The sequence below is a fragment of the Aeromicrobium sp. P2_G6 genome (assembly GCF_056403535.1).
In genome coordinates, this window is the sequence record NZ_JBFUFH010000001.1 from 1,205,025 (window position 1) to 1,220,403 (window position 15,379).

General features: G+C 68.6%; 17 protein-coding genes. 12 read left to right on the top strand and 5 right to left on the bottom strand.

Annotation, left to right across the window (positions count from 1 at the left end):
- Positions 1-37: 37 nt before the first annotated feature.
- Complete coding sequence (locus tag AC1DVU_RS05915) at positions 38-604, top strand: dihydrofolate reductase family protein (RefSeq protein ID WP_476921490.1); 567 nt, start codon at positions 38-40, stop codon at positions 602-604.
- A complete protein-coding gene (locus AC1DVU_RS05920; protein WP_476921491.1) occupies positions 601-1,035 on the top strand; it encodes a VOC family protein in 435 nt (144 codons plus the stop codon). The genes AC1DVU_RS05915 and AC1DVU_RS05920 overlap by 4 nt, the downstream gene beginning before the upstream one ends.
- Here AC1DVU_RS05920 and AC1DVU_RS05925 read toward each other — a convergent pair.
- Positions 1,032-1,649 carry a class I SAM-dependent DNA methyltransferase gene (locus AC1DVU_RS05925; RefSeq protein ID WP_476921492.1) on the bottom strand — a complete coding sequence of 206 codons (618 nt, stop codon included), beginning with the start codon at positions 1,647-1,649 and terminating at the stop codon, positions 1,032-1,034. The genes AC1DVU_RS05920 and AC1DVU_RS05925 overlap by 4 nt on opposite strands.
- Positions 1,650-1,721: 72 nt before the next feature.
- Here AC1DVU_RS05925 and AC1DVU_RS05930 point away from each other — a divergent pair, with 72 nt between their 5' ends.
- Positions 1,722-2,318: a dihydrofolate reductase family protein gene (locus AC1DVU_RS05930; RefSeq protein WP_476921493.1), complete on the top strand. Its 597-nt coding sequence runs from the start codon at positions 1,722-1,724 to the stop codon at positions 2,316-2,318.
- On the opposite strand, the gene AC1DVU_RS05935 is transcribed toward AC1DVU_RS05930, so the two are convergent.
- Both AC1DVU_RS05935 and kstD read right to left on the bottom strand, forming a co-directional pair.
- Positions 2,305-3,174 (bottom strand): MaoC/PaaZ C-terminal domain-containing protein, encoded by an 870-nt coding sequence (locus tag AC1DVU_RS05935; RefSeq protein WP_476921494.1) that lies wholly within the window; start codon positions 3,172-3,174, stop codon positions 2,305-2,307. The two genes, AC1DVU_RS05930 and AC1DVU_RS05935, sit on opposite strands and share 14 nt — an antisense overlap.
- A complete protein-coding gene (gene kstD / locus AC1DVU_RS05940) occupies positions 3,174-4,841 on the bottom strand; it encodes a 3-oxosteroid 1-dehydrogenase (protein ID WP_476921495.1) in 1,668 nt (555 codons plus the stop codon). Before kstD ends, AC1DVU_RS05935 begins: the two co-directional genes overlap by 1 nt.
- 56 nt (positions 4,842-4,897) lie before the next feature.
- Between kstD and AC1DVU_RS05945 the strand changes: the two genes are divergently transcribed.
- From AC1DVU_RS05945 to dmpG, 3 genes are read left to right on the top strand one after another with little or no spacing between them, the layout of a single operon-like run.
- Positions 4,898-5,713: a 2-keto-4-pentenoate hydratase gene (locus AC1DVU_RS05945; protein WP_476921496.1), complete on the top strand. Its 816-nt coding sequence runs from the start codon at positions 4,898-4,900 to the stop codon at positions 5,711-5,713.
- Between the two features lie 2 nt (positions 5,714-5,715).
- Positions 5,716-6,612: an acetaldehyde dehydrogenase (acetylating) gene (locus AC1DVU_RS05950; RefSeq protein ID WP_476921497.1), complete on the top strand. Its 897-nt coding sequence runs from the start codon at positions 5,716-5,718 to the stop codon at positions 6,610-6,612.
- Positions 6,609-7,709, top strand: a complete 1,101-nt coding sequence (gene dmpG, locus AC1DVU_RS05955; protein ID WP_476921498.1) for a 4-hydroxy-2-oxovalerate aldolase — start codon at positions 6,609-6,611, stop codon at positions 7,707-7,709. The genes AC1DVU_RS05950 and dmpG overlap by 4 nt, the downstream gene beginning before the upstream one ends.
- A 103-nt stretch (positions 7,710-7,812) precedes the next feature.
- Here dmpG and AC1DVU_RS05960 read toward each other — a convergent pair whose 3' ends face one another.
- Together AC1DVU_RS05960 and AC1DVU_RS05965 are read right to left on the bottom strand one after the other, a co-directional pair.
- Positions 7,813-8,625, bottom strand: a complete 813-nt coding sequence (locus AC1DVU_RS05960; protein WP_476921499.1) for an isocitrate lyase/PEP mutase family protein — start codon at positions 8,623-8,625, stop codon at positions 7,813-7,815.
- 51 nt (positions 8,626-8,676) lie between these two features.
- A complete protein-coding gene (locus tag AC1DVU_RS05965) occupies positions 8,677-8,943 on the bottom strand; it encodes a hypothetical protein (RefSeq protein WP_476921500.1) in 267 nt (88 codons plus the stop codon).
- A gap of 226 nt (positions 8,944-9,169) precedes the next feature.
- Between AC1DVU_RS05965 and hsaA the strand changes: the two genes are divergently transcribed.
- From hsaA to AC1DVU_RS05995, 6 genes are read left to right on the top strand one after another with little or no spacing between them, the layout of a single operon-like run.
- Complete coding sequence (gene hsaA / locus AC1DVU_RS05970; protein WP_476921501.1) at positions 9,170-10,336, top strand: 3-hydroxy-9,10-secoandrosta-1,3,5(10)-triene-9,17-dione monooxygenase oxygenase subunit; 1,167 nt, start codon at positions 9,170-9,172, stop codon at positions 10,334-10,336.
- A complete protein-coding gene (gene hsaD / locus AC1DVU_RS05975; RefSeq protein ID WP_476921502.1) occupies positions 10,336-11,223 on the top strand; it encodes a 4,5:9,10-diseco-3-hydroxy-5,9,17-trioxoandrosta-1(10),2-diene-4-oate hydrolase in 888 nt (295 codons plus the stop codon). Before hsaA ends, hsaD begins: the two co-directional genes overlap by 1 nt.
- Entirely contained in the window at positions 11,220-12,119 is a 900-nt protein-coding gene (hsaC, locus tag AC1DVU_RS05980) for an iron-dependent extradiol dioxygenase HsaC (RefSeq protein ID WP_476921503.1), read from the top strand. Before hsaD ends, hsaC begins: the two co-directional genes overlap by 4 nt.
- An 11-nt stretch (positions 12,120-12,130) precedes the next feature.
- Positions 12,131-12,751, top strand: coding sequence for a flavin reductase family protein (locus AC1DVU_RS05985; RefSeq protein WP_476921504.1), 621 nt, complete (start codon positions 12,131-12,133; stop codon positions 12,749-12,751).
- An 8-nt stretch (positions 12,752-12,759) separates the two neighbouring features.
- Positions 12,760-14,250 (top strand): FAD-dependent oxidoreductase, encoded by a 1,491-nt coding sequence (locus AC1DVU_RS05990; RefSeq protein ID WP_476921505.1) that lies wholly within the window; start codon positions 12,760-12,762, stop codon positions 14,248-14,250.
- Entirely contained in the window at positions 14,247-15,371 is a 1,125-nt protein-coding gene (locus tag AC1DVU_RS05995; protein WP_476921506.1) for a hypothetical protein, read from the top strand. The genes AC1DVU_RS05990 and AC1DVU_RS05995 overlap by 4 nt, the downstream gene beginning before the upstream one ends.
- Positions 15,372-15,379: the final 8 nt, after the last annotated feature.

The following is a 15,379-nucleotide window of genomic DNA, read 5'->3' on the forward strand; positions in this document are numbered from 1 at the left end:
CGCACGGGTCCGACGAATTTCGCTTAGCGTGGGCCGTATGCGAAACCTCATCGTTCAGCAATGGGTCACCGTCGACAACGTCGCGGCGGAGGAGGATGGCGGACTCAGCTTCGTGTCCGGCGAACCGTTCGACGACAACGCCGCCGACCCGTTCCGGGACAACCTGATGGAGTTCATCGACTCCGTCGACACGATGATCCTCGGCGCGAACACGTACGCCCAGAGTGTGGGCTACTGGCCACGGGCCACCGACCAGGGTCAATACGGTGAGAAGTTGAACAACCTCACCAAGTACGTCGCCTCGACCACGATGGATGAGGCGCCTTGGGGTGACTTCGCCCCCGCGACGGTGACCTCCGACCCGGTCGCCACCGTCATCGAGCTCAAGGGGCAGATCGGCAAGGATCTCTGGCTCTGGGGGAGCCTGACGCTCATGCACTCGCTGATCGACGCCGGTGTCATCGACGAGGTGCGGATGCTGGTCTGTCCCGTGTCCCGCGGCAAGGGAACCCGGGTCTTCGAGGATCGGCGAGATCTGGAGGTCCTCGAGGCGACCGCATTCGACAACGGTGTGACCCTTCTCCACTACGGGATCAGCTCATGACCGTCATACGGATGGACCACGCCGGGTACGTGGTCGAGGATCTCGAGGCCGCCATCGCGTTCTTCGTCGAGCTCGGACTCGAGCTCGAGGGTCAGGCGACAGTGGAGGGTGCGTGGGCCGACCAGCTCATCGGTCTGGAGGACATGCGGGCGAACATCGCCATGCTGCGTACGCCCGACGGCCACAGCCGGGTCGAGCTGTCGACCTTCGACCGGCCGGTTGCCACCAACCCGTCGCCGTCGCCGCCGGTGAACGTACCGGGCATCCCGCGCCTCACGTTCTTCGTCGACGACGTCAACGACACGTTCAACCGGCTGCGGCCGCATGGCGCCGAGCTGGTCGGGGAGATCGCGGAGTACGAGGACATCTACCGCTACGGCTACGTCCGCGGCCCTGCCGGCGTCATCATCGGGTTGTGCCAGGACCTCTAGCGCACCTGGGCCAGCACGCAGAGCCAGCCGTCGTCGTCGGGCGACTGGTCGGTCCACTCCGGGATGAGCCCCGCCGAGCTCAGGGCGTCGATGAACTCGTCCTTGCTGTGGAGCGCGCGGTAGTAAGGACTGCCCGACTCGCCGATCTCCCAGCCGGCACCCTCGCCCCGGGGTATCGAGACGAGGAACCGGCCACCCGGCCGCAAGGCGCCAGCGACCTTGGACAGCACGGTGGGTAGGTCCTTCGGCTCGACGTGCTGGAGGACGTGCAGCGTGACGACGGCATCGTACGGACCGCCGAGGTCGTCGTTGATCGCGTCGAGCTGGTCGACCTGCTTGCCTCGGGCGCGCTGCAGCTCGATGAACGCCTGCGTGATGTCGGTGCGGCGAACGGTCAGTCCGGCTTCCTCGAGCCGGTCGGCGTCCCAACCGGGGCCGGAGCCGATCTCGAGGACGTGACCGGATGGCACCGCCTCGACCAGGCGCATCAGCGCTCCGGCGAGGACCCCGTGACCGGAGGTCTCCTCGGCATACGCCTCGGCGATGTGCTCGTACGACTCGACCGTGCGGGCATTGGGCGAGCCACCGGGGTCGGGGATGCGCTCGGGCTCCATGCTCCGAGCCTAGGCGGTTGACCGCGGCGCTGGTCGGACCGGACACTACGAAGACCACGAGGAGATGCCGCCATGGGAGAGCTGCACGTCAACATGAACATCACGCTCGACGGCGTGATCCAGGCCAACGGTGGCCCGAGCCCGCAGGACGAGGGCTTCGAATATGCCGGGTGGGAGCGCCCGTACGGGGACGCCGAGTCCGGCGAGGTGCTGACTGCCGACGTCCAGCTCTCCGATGCCCTGCTGCTGGGCCACACGACGTACGAGATCTTCCGCCCCTACTGGCCCAACCAGTCAGGCGGCATCGCGGATGCCTTCAACCAGGTGCCCAAGTACGTCGCCTCGCGCGGCACGCCTGAGCTCACCTGGGAGACCAGTACCCAGGTCCGCGATGCGGCCACCGAGGTGCGGGCGCTGCGGGAGCGCCACCAGCAGATCCACACCTGGGGCAGCGGCGACCTGCTGCAGACCTTGTTCCGCGAAGGGCTGGTCGACCAGGTCAACCTGTGGATGTGCCCGGTCGTGATCGGGCAGGGCAAGCGGCTGTTCCCGGACGGCACGACGCCCACCCGGTTCCAGCTCGCGCAGCCGCCCAGGGCGTTCCCGGCAGGTGCGGTGCTGATGCGCTACCGGCGGCTTGAGGGCCCCCCGGCGACTACCGACGGGTGACGAGGCAGTCAGCCAGCGCTGGCCGCGCGTCCTCGCCCACCGTCACGGTCACCGCGATGCCGTCGGCCACGTCCCACGCGTCGATCGACAGCATTTCGCCCGGGAACACGACGCCGGCGAACCTCGCGCCGAAGCCGCCGACCGCGCTGGCGTCGCCGTCCAGCATGAGGTCGATGACCTCGCGGAGCACGATGCCGTACGTGCACAGTCCGTGCAGGATCGGCGCCGGAAAGCCCGCAGCCTGCGCGAACGCGGGGTCGGAGTGCAGTGGGTTGCGGTCGCCGCACAGCCGATAGAGCAGCGCCTGCTGCGGTGTCACGGTGTACGTCGTGGACTTGTCCGGCGCGCGGTCGGGGACGACGACGGCGGTGCTTTCGCCGCGGTTGCCGCCCCAGCCGCCCTCACCCTTGACGAAGATCGACGATCGTACGCGCCACATCTCGGTGCCGCCCGGACCGGTGGCGACGCCCTCCTGCCAGATGACGGCGGCCTTGCCCTTGTCCCAGACGTCGGTGATGCGGGTCGTCAGCCTGGCCGAGCCGGAGGCGGGCAGCGGACCGTTGACCCGTACGTGCTGGGCGCCGTGCACGACCTGGGCCAGGTTGATGTCGCAGCCGGGCAGGTCGAGCCCCGGCCGATCGGTCTCGTGGAACGTCGGCGCCACCACGGCGAAGCTCGGCAGCACCTGGAGAGCGTCGTCGTCGAGCGTCCACCGCAGGGCGTCGGCCGAGACGTTGTCGCCCGGACGCGAACCGGCGCCGACGGCGAGCTGGTAGAGCAGCACGTCGCTGCTGGTCCAGGAGAACTCGCGCGTGCCGACCTCGGCGCCGATGGCGACGCTGGGATCGATCGGCATCAGCCGGCGTCCTTCGACTGCGCGATGTCCTCCGCGGCGAGGTAGCCGAAGGTCATCGCGGGCCCGATCGTGGCGCCCGGACCGGCGTACGTACGACCCATGACCGCTGACGAGCAGTTGCCCGCAGCGTAGAGCCCTTCGATCACGGAGCCGTCGGGCCGCAGCGCGCGTGCCCGCTCGTCGGTGACGATCCCGCCCTTCGTGCCGAGGTCGCCGGGGACGATCTTGACGGCATAGAACGGTCCGCGGTCGATGCTGTGCAGCGACGGGTTGGGCTTGACCCGCGGGTCGGCGTAGTAGCGGTCGTACGCGCTCTCGCCGCGGTGGAAGTCCTCGTCGATACCGGACTCGGCGAACCCGTTGAACCGGCGCACGGTCTCCTCGAGCGCGCCGGCCGGGACGTCGATCTCCGCGGCGAGCTTGCTGAGCGAGTCGGCCTTGCGGACGGTGCCGAACTTGTACCAACGGCCGGGGAACGGCTGCCGCGGGGAGAGGCCGGCGAACAGATAGCGGTTGCGATAGCGCTGGTCCATCACCAGCCAGGCCGGGACGTGGGGGACGCCGGTGGCCTCACCCTCGTAGATCGCATGGGTCGCCTCGACGTACGGCAGCGCCTCGTTCATGAACCGCTGACCGGCGGAGTTGACGATGATCGAGCCGGGCAGGTTGCGCTCGGCGAGGCAGAACCACGGGCCGGACGGCAGCGGGATCGTCGGCCCCCACCAGGCATCGTCCATCAGGTCGGTGGCCGCGCCGATGGCGACGCCGGCCTCGATGCCGGCACCGGTGTTGCTCGGCGCCGCGGTGCTCCAGGCGGCGTCGGTGGGTGCGGGGAGGTACTTCTCTCGCAGCGCCTCGCTCTTCTCGAACCCGCCGGAGCCGAGGATGACGCCGTGACGGGCACGGATGACGACTTCGGCGCCGTCGCGCTGAGCGCGTACGCCGACGACCCGGCCACCCTCGATGACCAGACCGGTCAGCGGGGTCTCGTAGTGCACCGGCACACCGGCATCGATCAGGCCCTTGCGCAGGCTGATCGTCAGGGCGTTGCCCATGGCATACATCCGGCGACCGCGGAGCGAGCTGACCAGACGCTTGACCATGACCCGCATCATCGTGAGCGGGCCGCGGAGCGTGCGCAGGCCGAGGCTGATCTTGCGGAAGTCGGCCTGGGTGACGATCAGGTTGGCGGGTGCCTTGGCGTACGGCGGGTGCAGCCGGTCGAGCTCGGCGCCGAGGATCCGGCCGTCCATCGGCACCGGCTCGACGCTGCGTCCGCGCGGCCGGCCACCGGGCTGCTCGGGGAGGTAGTCGGAGTATTCGGGGACCCAGCTGAACCGCACCGGGGTGTTGTCGAGGATGAAGTCCATGACCTCGGGCCCGCGCTCGAGGAACGTGTCGCGTCGCTCCTGGGGGACCACGTCGCCGACGATGGCCTCGAGGTAGCGCCGGGACTCCTCCGCGTCGTTCGCGTCGACTTGTCCGGCGGCCCGGAGTGCCCGGTTGCCGGGGATCCACACGCCGCCACCGGAGCGGGCCGTCGACCCGCCGAAGTAGGCGCTGCTCTCGATCACGACGGTCTCGAGACCGTGCTGCGCAGCGGCGAGAGCGGCCGTCATTCCGGCACCACCGGCACCGACGACGACGACGTCATACGTCTCTTGCATGGGACCTCCGTCGGGGTGAACTACCGCAAAACTGTAACAGGTTCTAGTATGGCGTTGTGTTCTCCACCAAGGCTGATCCTGCCGCCATCGCCGCGGCCACCGAGCGGCTCGCGCAGGCCCTGGAGACCCGGGTGCCGTGCGCGGCGGTTCGCGATCTGATCGGGACCGACGATCTGCCTGCGGCGTACGCGGTGCAGCAGGGCCTGGTGCAGAAGCGGCTGGCGGCCGGCGTGACCGTCGTCGGACGCAAGATCGGCGCCACCTCCGAGGCCGTTCAGAAGCAGCTCGGCGTGGACCAGCCCGACTTCGGCTATCTGCTCAGCGACATGGATGTCAGCCACGGCACCGACGGCACTCCGATCTCGATGCGCACCCTCCTGCAGCCCCGGGTGGAGGCGGAGGTCGCCTTCCGGCTGGCCCGCGACATCGACGTGCCCGAGGAGCAGATCACGATCGACCTGGTCCGCGAGGCCGTCGACGTGGCGCTGCCTGCGCTGGAGATCGTCGACTCGCGCATCGACGGCTGGGACATCGAGTTCACCGACACCGTCGCCGACAACGCGTCGAGCGGCCTCTATGTCATCGGCGACGTGGGGCTCCCGCTGACGGAGATCGAGCCGCGCGACGTCGTGATGAGCCTGACCATCAACGGCGAGGAGCGCTCGGCCGGCACCGGAGCCGCCTGCCTGGGCGACCCGCTGGAGGCCCTGCGATGGCTCGCCGTGCAGGCCGCACGCTTCGGCGATCCGCTGCGCGCCGGACACCTGATCCTGTCCGGGGCCCTGGGCCCCTTCGTGCCGTTCGCCGCGGGCGACCGCGTGACGGCATCCATCAGCGGGTTCGCGCCCCTGACCGTCTCCTTCGAGGAGTGAGAATGAGCAACAAAGTCACCGCAGCCATCGTCGGTCCGGGCAACATCGGCACCGACCTGCTCTACAAGCTGCTGCGCAGCGACTCGATCGAGCCACGCTGGATGATCGGCGTCGACCCGGCATCGGAGGGCCTGAAGCTCGCCCGCGATCGCGGGGTCGAGGCCTCTCACGAGGGAGTCGACTGGCTGCTCAAGCAGGACGAGCTGCCCGAGCTGATCTTCGAGGCCACCTCCGCGTACGTCCACCGTGAGTACGCGCCGCGCTACGCTGAGGCCGGCATCCGCGCGATCGACCTGACCCCGGCCGCTGTCGGCCCAGCCGTCATCCCGCCGGTCAACGGCGAGGAGCACCTCACCGCCGACAACGTCAACATGATCACGTGTGGCGGCCAGGCCACGATCCCGATGGTCTACGCCGTCTCGCGCGTGGCTCCGGTGCCGTACGCCGAGATCGTCGCCTCCGTCTCCAGCGCCTCCGCCGGACCCGGCACGCGCGCCAACATTGACGAGTTCACCCGCACGACCAGCGCCGGCGTCGAGACGATCGGCGGTGCGGAGCGCGGCAAGGCGATCATCATCCTCAACCCCGCCGAGCCGCCGATGATCATGCGCGACACGATCTTCTGCGGTGTCGCCGCCGACGCCGACCGCGACGCGATCTCCGAGTCCGTCGTACGCATGGCACAGCAGGTGCAGGAGTACGTGCCCGGCTATCGGCTGCTGCAGGACCCGCAGTTCGACGACGCCGCCGAAGCCACGATGGGCCTGACCAAGGTCAGCATCTTCGTCGAGGTCGAAGGCGCCGGCGACTACCTCCCGCCGTACGCCGGCAACCTCGACATCATGACCGCCGCCGCCACCCGAGTCGGCGAGTCGATCGCGAAGGAGATCCTCCGATGAGCACCCCTCCCGTATCCGGCCTCGACGCCTCTGTCGACGCCCTCGCTCGTACGTGGTCGCAGACCGACTCGGCGAGCGACCTCGACCTGCGGCTGACCGACACCTGCCTGCGCGACGGCTCGCACCACAAGCGCCACCAGTTCGTGCCGCAGGAGGTACGCGACATCGTCGGCGCGCTCGACGCTGCGGGCATACCGGTCATCGAGGTGACGCACGGTGACGGCCTCGGCGGATCGTCGTTCAACTACGGGTTCTCCAAGACGCCCGAGCAGGAGCTCATCAAGCTCGCCGCCGAGACGGCGAAGACCGCTCGCATCGCGTTCCTCATGCTCCCGGGCGTCGGCACCAAGGACGACATCCGTGCCGCCCAGGACAACGGCGGACAGATCTGTCGCATCGCAACGCACTGCACCGAGGCAGACACGTCGGGGCAGCACTTCGGCCTCGCCCGTGAGCTCGGCCTGGAGACCGTCGGCTTCCTGATGATGAGCCACACCCAGTCGCCCGAGGTGCTGGCCAAGCAGGCCCGCATCATGGTCGACGCCGGCTGCCAGTGCGTGTACGTCGTCGACTCCGCCGGTGCGCTTGTCATGGAAGGCGTTGCCGATCGCGTGTCGGCTCTGGTCGCCGAGATCGGTCACGAGGCGACCGTCGGATTCCACGGTCACGAGAACCTCGGCCTCGGCGTCGCCAACACCGTCATCGCCGCTCGCGCCGGCGCGACCCAGATCGACGGGTCCGTACGCCGGTTCGGCGCCGGTGCCGGCAACACGCCGCTCGAGGCGTTCATCGGCGTCGCCGACAAGCTCGGCTGGAAGACCGGCGTCGACTTCCTGCAGATCGTCGATGCCGCCGAGGACGTCGTACGCCCGGCGATGCCGGAGGAGTGCACGCTCAACCGGATGACGCTGATGATGGGCTACGCCGGCGTCTACTCCTCGTTCCTCAAGCACGCCGGCAACGCCGCGGAGCGCTACGACGTCTCGGGCGCGAAGATCCTGCTCGAGGCCGGCCGCCGCAAGCTGATCGGCGGCCAGGAAGACCAACTGATCGACATCGCCCTGATGCTCAAGGCAAAAGCCGACGCAAACGCCTAGCTAGACGCATCGACCAAGATTTGGCCGGATATCAACCGTTTCTGAGCCGCAAGGGGTGCGGAACGGTTGATGTGCCGCCACATCTTGGCGGGAGCGGTGCCGGCTAGCGGCTGAACCGCTGCTGGAACTCGCCGTAGGAGATGGCTCCGTCGGCCCAGCCGAAGGTCCCGTGCTCGAGCATCTCCCGCCCTGCCCGATCAATCAGGCTGAGCGCGGCGCGAGTCAGGGTGCCGCCGATGCTGATCCTCGCGACTCCCAGGTCGCGCAGGGTGGCGGCATCGAGCACCGGCTCGACCAGCCCGGCCACCACGTTGACGGGCGCGTCGATCTCGGCGGTCAGGCGCCCGATCTCCTCGGCAGCGCTGACGCCGGGCACGAAGATGCAGTCCGCCCCGGCAGCGACGTACTGTTCAGCCCGCCGGACCGTCTCGGCGAACGGGTCCGGGTGCCCGACCATGTAGGGATCGGTACGGGCGTTCAGCACGAACGAGCCGGTGGGTGCGCTGCCCCGTGCGGCCTCCAGCCGTTCGCGCGCAGCCTCGACCGGCAGCAGCTCGCCGGGCGGGTTCGCATCCTCCAGGTTGCCGCCGACCACGCCGATCGCGACGGCCGCAGCGACCGTGTCGGCAACCTGGTCGGCGGTGGCGCCGTAGCCGGACTCGAGGTCGGCGCTCACCGGGCACTCGACGGCCTCAGCGATCGTGGCGATGCAGTCGAGCATCTCGGGTCCAGCCATCTGCCCGTCGGCGCGACCGAGGCTGAACGCAATGCCGGCACTGGTGGTCGCGATCGCGGAGAAGCCGACCTGCTCCAGCATCCGTGCCGATCCGGCGTCCCAGGCGTTCGGCAGTACGAAGCCGGCACCGGGCTGGTGCAGAGCGAGGAATGCCGCCGCGCGGTCAGTGTTGGCTGTCATGCGCGTCAGTCTGGCAGGGTTCGACCCGAGCAAACCGGTTTGTAGCTCTGTTTAGTGCTGGACCGACTCGACCTCTTCGAAGATCTCGACGCGAGGGGCGCCGACGACTCCGGATCTTTCCATGGCCTCCTTGAGCTGGGGGTCGTCACGGAACTGCTGGGCAGCTTCCGCCGTGTCGAAACCCGCAACGACGGTGACGTTGTTGCCGTCCTCGATGTTGCGGTTGACACGGTGGAACCTAGCGCCGTTGGCGGGCGGGAAGGTGTCGAAGACGCTCTTCCAGGTCTCGTAGTCCTGGACGTCGTGGTTAACGGCCATCACATACATGATGGTTCTCCTTCGGGTGTGGATTGGTTCGTACGTCCCCAGACCCCGAGGTCGTGTGTGAATTCAGCCACCCCTCGTGACTACCGACGATAGGCTCCGCGTCCGGTTCTGGCTACGGTCCGCCGGGATGCCCTGCTGCTAGGCGCCCTGCCGTCCGGATAGACGTACTACTAGAACGTGTTCTAGTATTGAGGCATCGGATCTTCAAGGAGCTGTGATGACTCAAGCTGTGCTGGATGGCGTTCGGGACCTCCTGCCCTCGTTTCGCGAGCGCGCGGACGAGACTGAGCGACTGCGTCAGGTTCCCGATGCTTCGGTCAAGGAGCTCGAGGAGACCGGGTTCTTCCGACTGCTGCAGCCCCGGCGCTTCGACGGCCTCGAGGGCGATCCGATCGACTTCTACACCGCCGTCAGCCTCATCGCGTCGGCGTGCGGCTCGACCGGCTGGATCTCCTCGGTCCTCGGCGTCCACCCGTGGCAGGTCGCGCTGTTCCACGACACCGCCCAGCAGGCCGTATGGGGCGACGACACCTCCACCCGGTTGAGCTCGTCGTACGCGCCGACCGGCAAGGCTGCCGTCGCTGACGGTGGCTACATGCTGCAGGGCCGGTGGAGCTTCTCGTCGGGCTCGGCGCATGCGACCTGGGTGCTGCTCGGCGGACTGGTGTCCAACGCCGAAGGCCAGATTGTCGACTTCAAGACGTTCCTGGTGCCGCGCGAGAAGTACGAGGTCGTCGACGTCTGGAACGTCGTCGGCCTCTCCGGCACCGGGTCCAACGACATCGTGGTCGAGGAGACGTTCATCCCCGAGGAGTTCACCCTCTCGATGGGCGACACCGGCCGCTGCTTCGGCCCCGGCCAGGAGCAGAACCCCGGCGACCTCTACAAGCTGCCGTTCCACTCCTTGTTCACCACGACGATCAGCACGCCGATCATCGGCATGGCCCGCGGTGCGTACGCCGAGCACGTCGAGATGCAGCAGAAGCGCGTACGTGCGGCATACCTCGGCGAGAAGGCGTCCTCCGATCCCTTCGCCGCCGTACGCATCGCGCGTGCCGGCAGCGAGATCGATGCGGCGTGGGCCCTGACAATGGCCAACATCCGCGAGGAGCAGGCGCTCGTCGCCAAGGGCGAGAAGATCCCGATCTCGCTGCGCCTCAAGGTCCGCCGGGACCAGGTGCTCGGCACCCAGCGATCGATCGACGCGATCGACGACCTCTTCGAGGCGTCCGGTGGCCGCGCGCTGGCCGAGGGCACCTACCTCCAGCGGGCCTGGCGCGATGCGCATGCCGGCCGGGTTCACGCGGCGAACGATCCCGAGCGCGCGCTGCAGATGTACGGCATGGCGGAGTTCGGTCACAAGGTCGACCCGGGAATGTACTGATGGCTGGCCTTGATCGCGAGTCGACTCGGCGGTCCGCCAAGGCCGGCGACCTGACACTCAACTACTACGAGGCGGGTGAGCCGACCGTCGTCGGTGGCGGCCTGCCGCTCGTCATGCTGCACGGCGGTGGACCCGGAGCATCGGCGTGGTCCAACTTCGGCTCGGCGCTGCCCGGCTTCGCCGAGGACTTCCGTACGCTCCTCGTCGACCAGCCCGGCTTCGGGCAGAGCGACAAGCCCCCGGTCGTCGGCAACTACTTCCGGTTCGCCGCCGAGGCGGTCAAGCTGCTGCTCGACGAGCTGGGCATCGACCGCATCCACCTGCTCGGCAACAGCCTGGGCGGCGGCACCGCGATGCGCTTCGCCCTGCTCTATCCCGAGCGCGTCGGCCGGCTCGTGCTGATGGGCCCCGGCGGGCTGAGCCTCAACCTGTTCCACGCCGACCCGACCGAGGGCGTCAAGCGGCTGATGGACTTCTCCGCCGCTCCGTCCAAGGAGGCGCTGCGCGCATTCATCTCCACCATGGTCGTCAACCAGGACCTCGTCACCGACGAGCTGGTCGAGGAGCGGTATGCCGATGCGACCGCGCCGGGCTCGATGGAGGCGCTGCAGTCGATGGGCATGTCGTTCTGGAACCCCGACAGTTATGAGGACGGACTGCTGTGGCGCGACGCCCACCTGCTGCGCCGGCCGACCCTGCTGACGTGGGGACGCGAGGACCGGGTCAACCCGCTCGACGGCGCGTTCGTCGGGCTCAAGATGATCCCGAAGGCATCGCTGCATGTGTTCCCCAACTGCGGGCACTGGGCACAGATAGAGGCGGCCGAGGAGTTCCGCGAGGTCTGCACGGCATACCTCGCCCGCCACGTTGAAAGGAAGCGCTCATGACGATCGACATCCGCTCGATGGGCTATGCACGGGTCGCTTCCACCGACCTCGAGGCGTGGCGCCACTTCGGCTCCAAGGTGCTCGGCCTCGCCGAGGGTCGCGGGCCGACCGAAGAGAACCTCTACTTCCGCATCGACGAGGTTTCCGCTCGCCTCATCGTGTTCCCGTCCGACCACGACCGGTTGGAGTGCGTCGGCTGGGAGCTCGCCGACCACGACGCGCTGCAGGGCGCCCGCGAGCACCTGACCAAGGCCGGCGTCGACTTCGTCGAGGGCACCCCCGAGGAGCTGGCCGAGCGCCGGGTCCAGGAGATGATCCGGTTCACCGACCCGTTCGACAACGTCTTTGAGCTGTTCCACGGCATCACCTACGAGTCGCGACCGGTCGTGACCCCGTACGCGGCGAAGTTCGTCACCGGCGACCAGGGGATGGGCCACGTCGTGATACCCGTCGACGACGACGTCGAGGCCCTGCGCTTCTATCGCGACGTGCTGGGCTTCCGACTGCGCGACTCGATGTCGATGCCGGGCGAGTTCGTCGGCAAGGAGCCGGGCTCGAAGGTCTGGCTCCGCTTCCTCGGCGTCAACCCCCGGCACCATTCGCTGGCATTCCTGCCGATGCCCAACCCCAGCCGCTGCGTGCACATCATGTTCGAGGTCGAGAAGCTCGACGACGTCGGCCGTGCCCTCGAGCGCGTGCGCAAGCACCAGGCCCCGTTGTCGGCGACCCTCGGCCGGCACATGAACGACGAGATGGTGTCGTTCTACGTACGCTCGCCGGGCGGCTTCGACATCGAGTTCGGCTGCGAGGGGCTCACCGTCGATGACAAGCGCTGGGTGGCCCGCGAGTCGACCGCGGTGTCGTACTGGGGTCACGCGTTCGGTCAGTCGGGCTAGTCGTGGACTCCGTGACCGACGCAGAGCTCCCCGAGGGCATGAGCCCGGACGCCGCGGCGTCCTGGCCGTCCCGCGAGCTGATCGAGTCCTACCTCGGCGGCACGCACGAGGTGTTCGCCTGGCGGCCCGGCGAGATCGTCGAGATCGACGGCGACGCTGCGCAAGCCGCCGCCCGGGCATACCGGGACGTGCTCGGCCAGTACGCCAGCGGCGTCACGGTGGTCACCACCGTGCTGGATAGTGTGCCGGTCGGTATGACCTGCCAGTCCTTCACCAGCGTCTCGCTCGACCCGCCGCTCGTCGCGTTCCTGCCGATGAAGACCTCCCGCGCCTTCGCAGCGATCCGCAAGTCCCGGCGGTTCTGCGTCAACTTCCTCGCCGCCGATCAGGCCGACGTGTCCAACACCTTCGCGTCGCTGGCCGACGACAAGTTCGCCGACGTCACGTGGCAGCCGACGAGCAACGGGATGCCATTGATCGACGGCACCGTCGGCTGGGTCGACTGCACGGTGCGAGACGTCCACGAGGCCGGCGACCACTACCTCGTGATCGGCCGGGTCGAGGACCTGGGTCACGGCGATGCGGACAAGCCGCTGCTGTTCCACCGCGGGCGTTACCGCACAGCCGACTAGGAGTCTGAATGACGTTGGGCCGTACAGCCGTCGTTCTTGGCGGCAGCGTGGCAGGGCTGTGCTCCGCCGGTGCGCTGGCTCCGTACTTCGACGCGGTCGTCGTGCTCGAGCGCGACGAGCTGCCGCCGGATGCCCGGCACCGACGCGGCGTGCCGCAGAGCAAGCACCCGCACTTCCTGCTCAACTCGGGCCGCCGCGCGGTCAACGACCTGTTCCCGGGGTTCGAGGAGGACCTGATCGCCGCCGGCGGCCTGCACCTGACGGCGTCGATGGACACCGCATACCTCGAGGGTCCCGGCTGGACGCCGCGCAAGCAGGGTGCGCTCGACATGGTCTACGGCTCCCGGATCCTCATCGAGCGGGTCCTGCGCGACAAGGTGCGGCGGCTGCCCAACGTCACGATCCGCGAGGGCGCGTCGGTCAACGGGATCGACACCGTCGATGGCGGTACGCCGCAGGGCCGGGTCACCGGCGTCAGGTTCTCGGCAGCCGACGGTGACGAGCAGATCGCTGCCGACCTGGTGGTCGACGCCATGGGCCGCGGCTCGTCGATCTCCGACTGGCTCGTCGCGGCCGGCTGGCCCGAGACGCCGGTCAAGACGCTCGACGCCAAGGTCACATACGTCTCGCGGTGGTACGACCTGCCGGCACCGGAGGAGCGGTCAGAGTCCTGGTGGTGGCAGCACATGGTGATCATGCCGACGCAGGACAAGGGCGAGCACCCGCCGGAGCACGAGTTCCTGGTCAACTTCTTCCCGATGGAGGGCAACCGCTCGATCGCCTGCATGGGGTCGTGGGGCATCGACATGCCGCGCACCGTCGAGGACTTCACGGCGTCGGCCGAGCGCCTGCGGACGCCGCAGTTCGCCGCCGCGATGGCCGCGTCCACGCCGACGTCGGAGGTGCACCTGACCCGTTCGACCGGCAACAAGTGGCGCCGCTACGACCGCCTGCCTGCGCCGCCCCAGGGCATCGCGTTCGTCGGCGACGCCATCTGCGGGTTCAACCCGTTCTACGGCCAGGGCATGAGCGCCGCCGCGATGTCAGCCGTGCTCTTGCGCGACGCGCTCCGGTCGGCGACGGCGATCGACGAGACGTTCGCCAAGCAACTCCTGGCCGCTCAGCGCAAGAACCTCAAGGTGGCCTGGGGCATGGCGATGGCCCGCGACCGGGGTTATGAGTGCGCGACCGGCACCGAGACGGTGCCCGCGTGGCAACGCCGGATCCTCGCGGCGATGACGTGGCCGATGTTCAACCTCATCACCGGCGCCTCGCGGGAGTATCCGGTCGTCGACGAGCACTTCGCCCGCGTCTTCAACCTCGACGAGTCGATCGGCGACATGATGCGCAACCCGCGAGTGCTGTGGGCGATGCTGCGATTCAAGGTCCGGGCGAAGCTGGGCCGGCTCACGTTCCCGTACGGCTTCGACTCCCAGCTCGAGCCGCCCGGCAAGGACTGGACCCCGGGGGCAGAGACACGCCAAGAAGCGCTCGCATGAGCGCGACCTGCGACGACGCGGCCGAGCAGGTCACCCGGCAGCTGGGCTTCGACTGTCATGACGTCAGCCCGGTCATCTCGGTGCACAACCCGTTCGACCTGGCCAGCTGGACGATGCCGGTCCTCGAGCTGCTGATCATCGCCGGAGCGATGTTCGCGCTCGTGCACGCCATACGCCGGTTCCGCGACGGCGACCCCATCAACCTGGCGATGTGGTTCGCGCCGCTGGTCTATCTGTTCGTCACCGAGCCGCCGCTGTACTTCCCGGAGTGGTTCGGCCTCGACAGGCAGTTCGGCTTCATCTTCGCCCACAACATCTTCACGGTGCAGTTCATGTGGGACCGGCTGCCGCTCTACATCATCGCGATCTACCCGGCGCTGACCCAGCTGGCGTACGAGCTGGTGCGGGTGCTGGGCATCTTCCGCCGCGGCGCACTCCTGGGATCGGTAGCCGTCGCGTTCGTCTGCCAGGTCTTCTACGAGATCTTCGACCAGCTCGGCCCGCAGCTGAAGTGGTGGGCGTGGAACGACGCCAACCAGGACGTCAACCATCCCGCGCTCGCGTCCGTGCCGATGAACAGCATGGTGCTGTTCGCCTCGGTCTCGTTCGGCGTGATGACCTACCTCGTCGTACGCCTGACCGGCCCTTCGACAAGCTCAGGGGACACCGACGGTGGCGAGTCGCGCCGCGGCTGGTCGCTGACCTGGCGCATCGTGCTCGCCGGCGTGCTGGCTCCTCCGGCGATGAGCCTGTTCGGCATCCCGTCGAGCATCTTCGGCGGCGACACTCCCAACGTGACCGCGCAGGCCTGGGTCCTCGGGATCGAGCTCGCCCTGATCTGGCTCGCCGGGGTGTGGATCCTGGTCACCCACCTGCGCCGCCGCCACGAGTTCGAGCCGATGACGCCGTTCGCGCGCATCTACCCGGCCGTCTACCTCGCCGTCATGGCACTGCTCTGGGTGACCGCCCTCCCGGAGTTCCTCGATGCGAAGGACGGCATCACCAGCGGCGGGACCCCGATCGGCTGCGGTCTCTACGCGATTGCCTGCTTCATCGGCGCCACCGCCGTACTCGCGGTCCTCCACACCACCCGCCGCCGCGCCAGCGTTTCGACAGCCTGAGCGCGGGG

Coding starts and splice junctions, on each gene's coding strand:
- AC1DVU_RS05925 (WP_476921492.1), bottom strand. CDS start 1,649: ATGGAGCCCGAGCGCATCCCCGACCCCGGTGGCTCGCCCAATGCCCGC.
- hsaA (WP_476921501.1), top strand. CDS start 9,170: ATGACTCAAGCTGTGCTGGATGGCGTTCGGGACCTCCTGCCCTCGTTT.
- AC1DVU_RS05935 (WP_476921494.1), bottom strand. CDS start 3,174: ATGCCGATCGATCCCAGCGTCGCCATCGGCGCCGAGGTCGGCACGCGC.
- AC1DVU_RS05965 (WP_476921500.1), bottom strand. CDS start 8,943: ATGGCCGTTAACCACGACGTCCAGGACTACGAGACCTGGAAGAGCGTC.
- AC1DVU_RS05930 (WP_476921493.1), top strand. CDS start 1,722: ATGGGAGAGCTGCACGTCAACATGAACATCACGCTCGACGGCGTGATC.
- AC1DVU_RS05990 (WP_476921505.1), top strand. CDS start 12,760: ATGACGTTGGGCCGTACAGCCGTCGTTCTTGGCGGCAGCGTGGCAGGG.
- AC1DVU_RS05995 (WP_476921506.1), top strand. CDS start 14,247: ATGAGCGCGACCTGCGACGACGCGGCCGAGCAGGTCACCCGGCAGCTG.
- AC1DVU_RS05915 (WP_476921490.1), top strand. CDS start 38: ATGCGAAACCTCATCGTTCAGCAATGGGTCACCGTCGACAACGTCGCG.
- hsaD (WP_476921502.1), top strand. CDS start 10,336: ATGGCTGGCCTTGATCGCGAGTCGACTCGGCGGTCCGCCAAGGCCGGC.
- AC1DVU_RS05950 (WP_476921497.1), top strand. CDS start 5,716: ATGAGCAACAAAGTCACCGCAGCCATCGTCGGTCCGGGCAACATCGGC.
- dmpG (WP_476921498.1), top strand. CDS start 6,609: ATGAGCACCCCTCCCGTATCCGGCCTCGACGCCTCTGTCGACGCCCTC.
- AC1DVU_RS05960 (WP_476921499.1), bottom strand. CDS start 8,625: ATGACAGCCAACACTGACCGCGCGGCGGCATTCCTCGCTCTGCACCAG.
- AC1DVU_RS05920 (WP_476921491.1), top strand. CDS start 601: ATGACCGTCATACGGATGGACCACGCCGGGTACGTGGTCGAGGATCTC.
- kstD (WP_476921495.1), bottom strand. CDS start 4,841: ATGCAAGAGACGTATGACGTCGTCGTCGTCGGTGCCGGTGGTGCCGGA.
- hsaC (WP_476921503.1), top strand. CDS start 11,220: ATGACGATCGACATCCGCTCGATGGGCTATGCACGGGTCGCTTCCACC.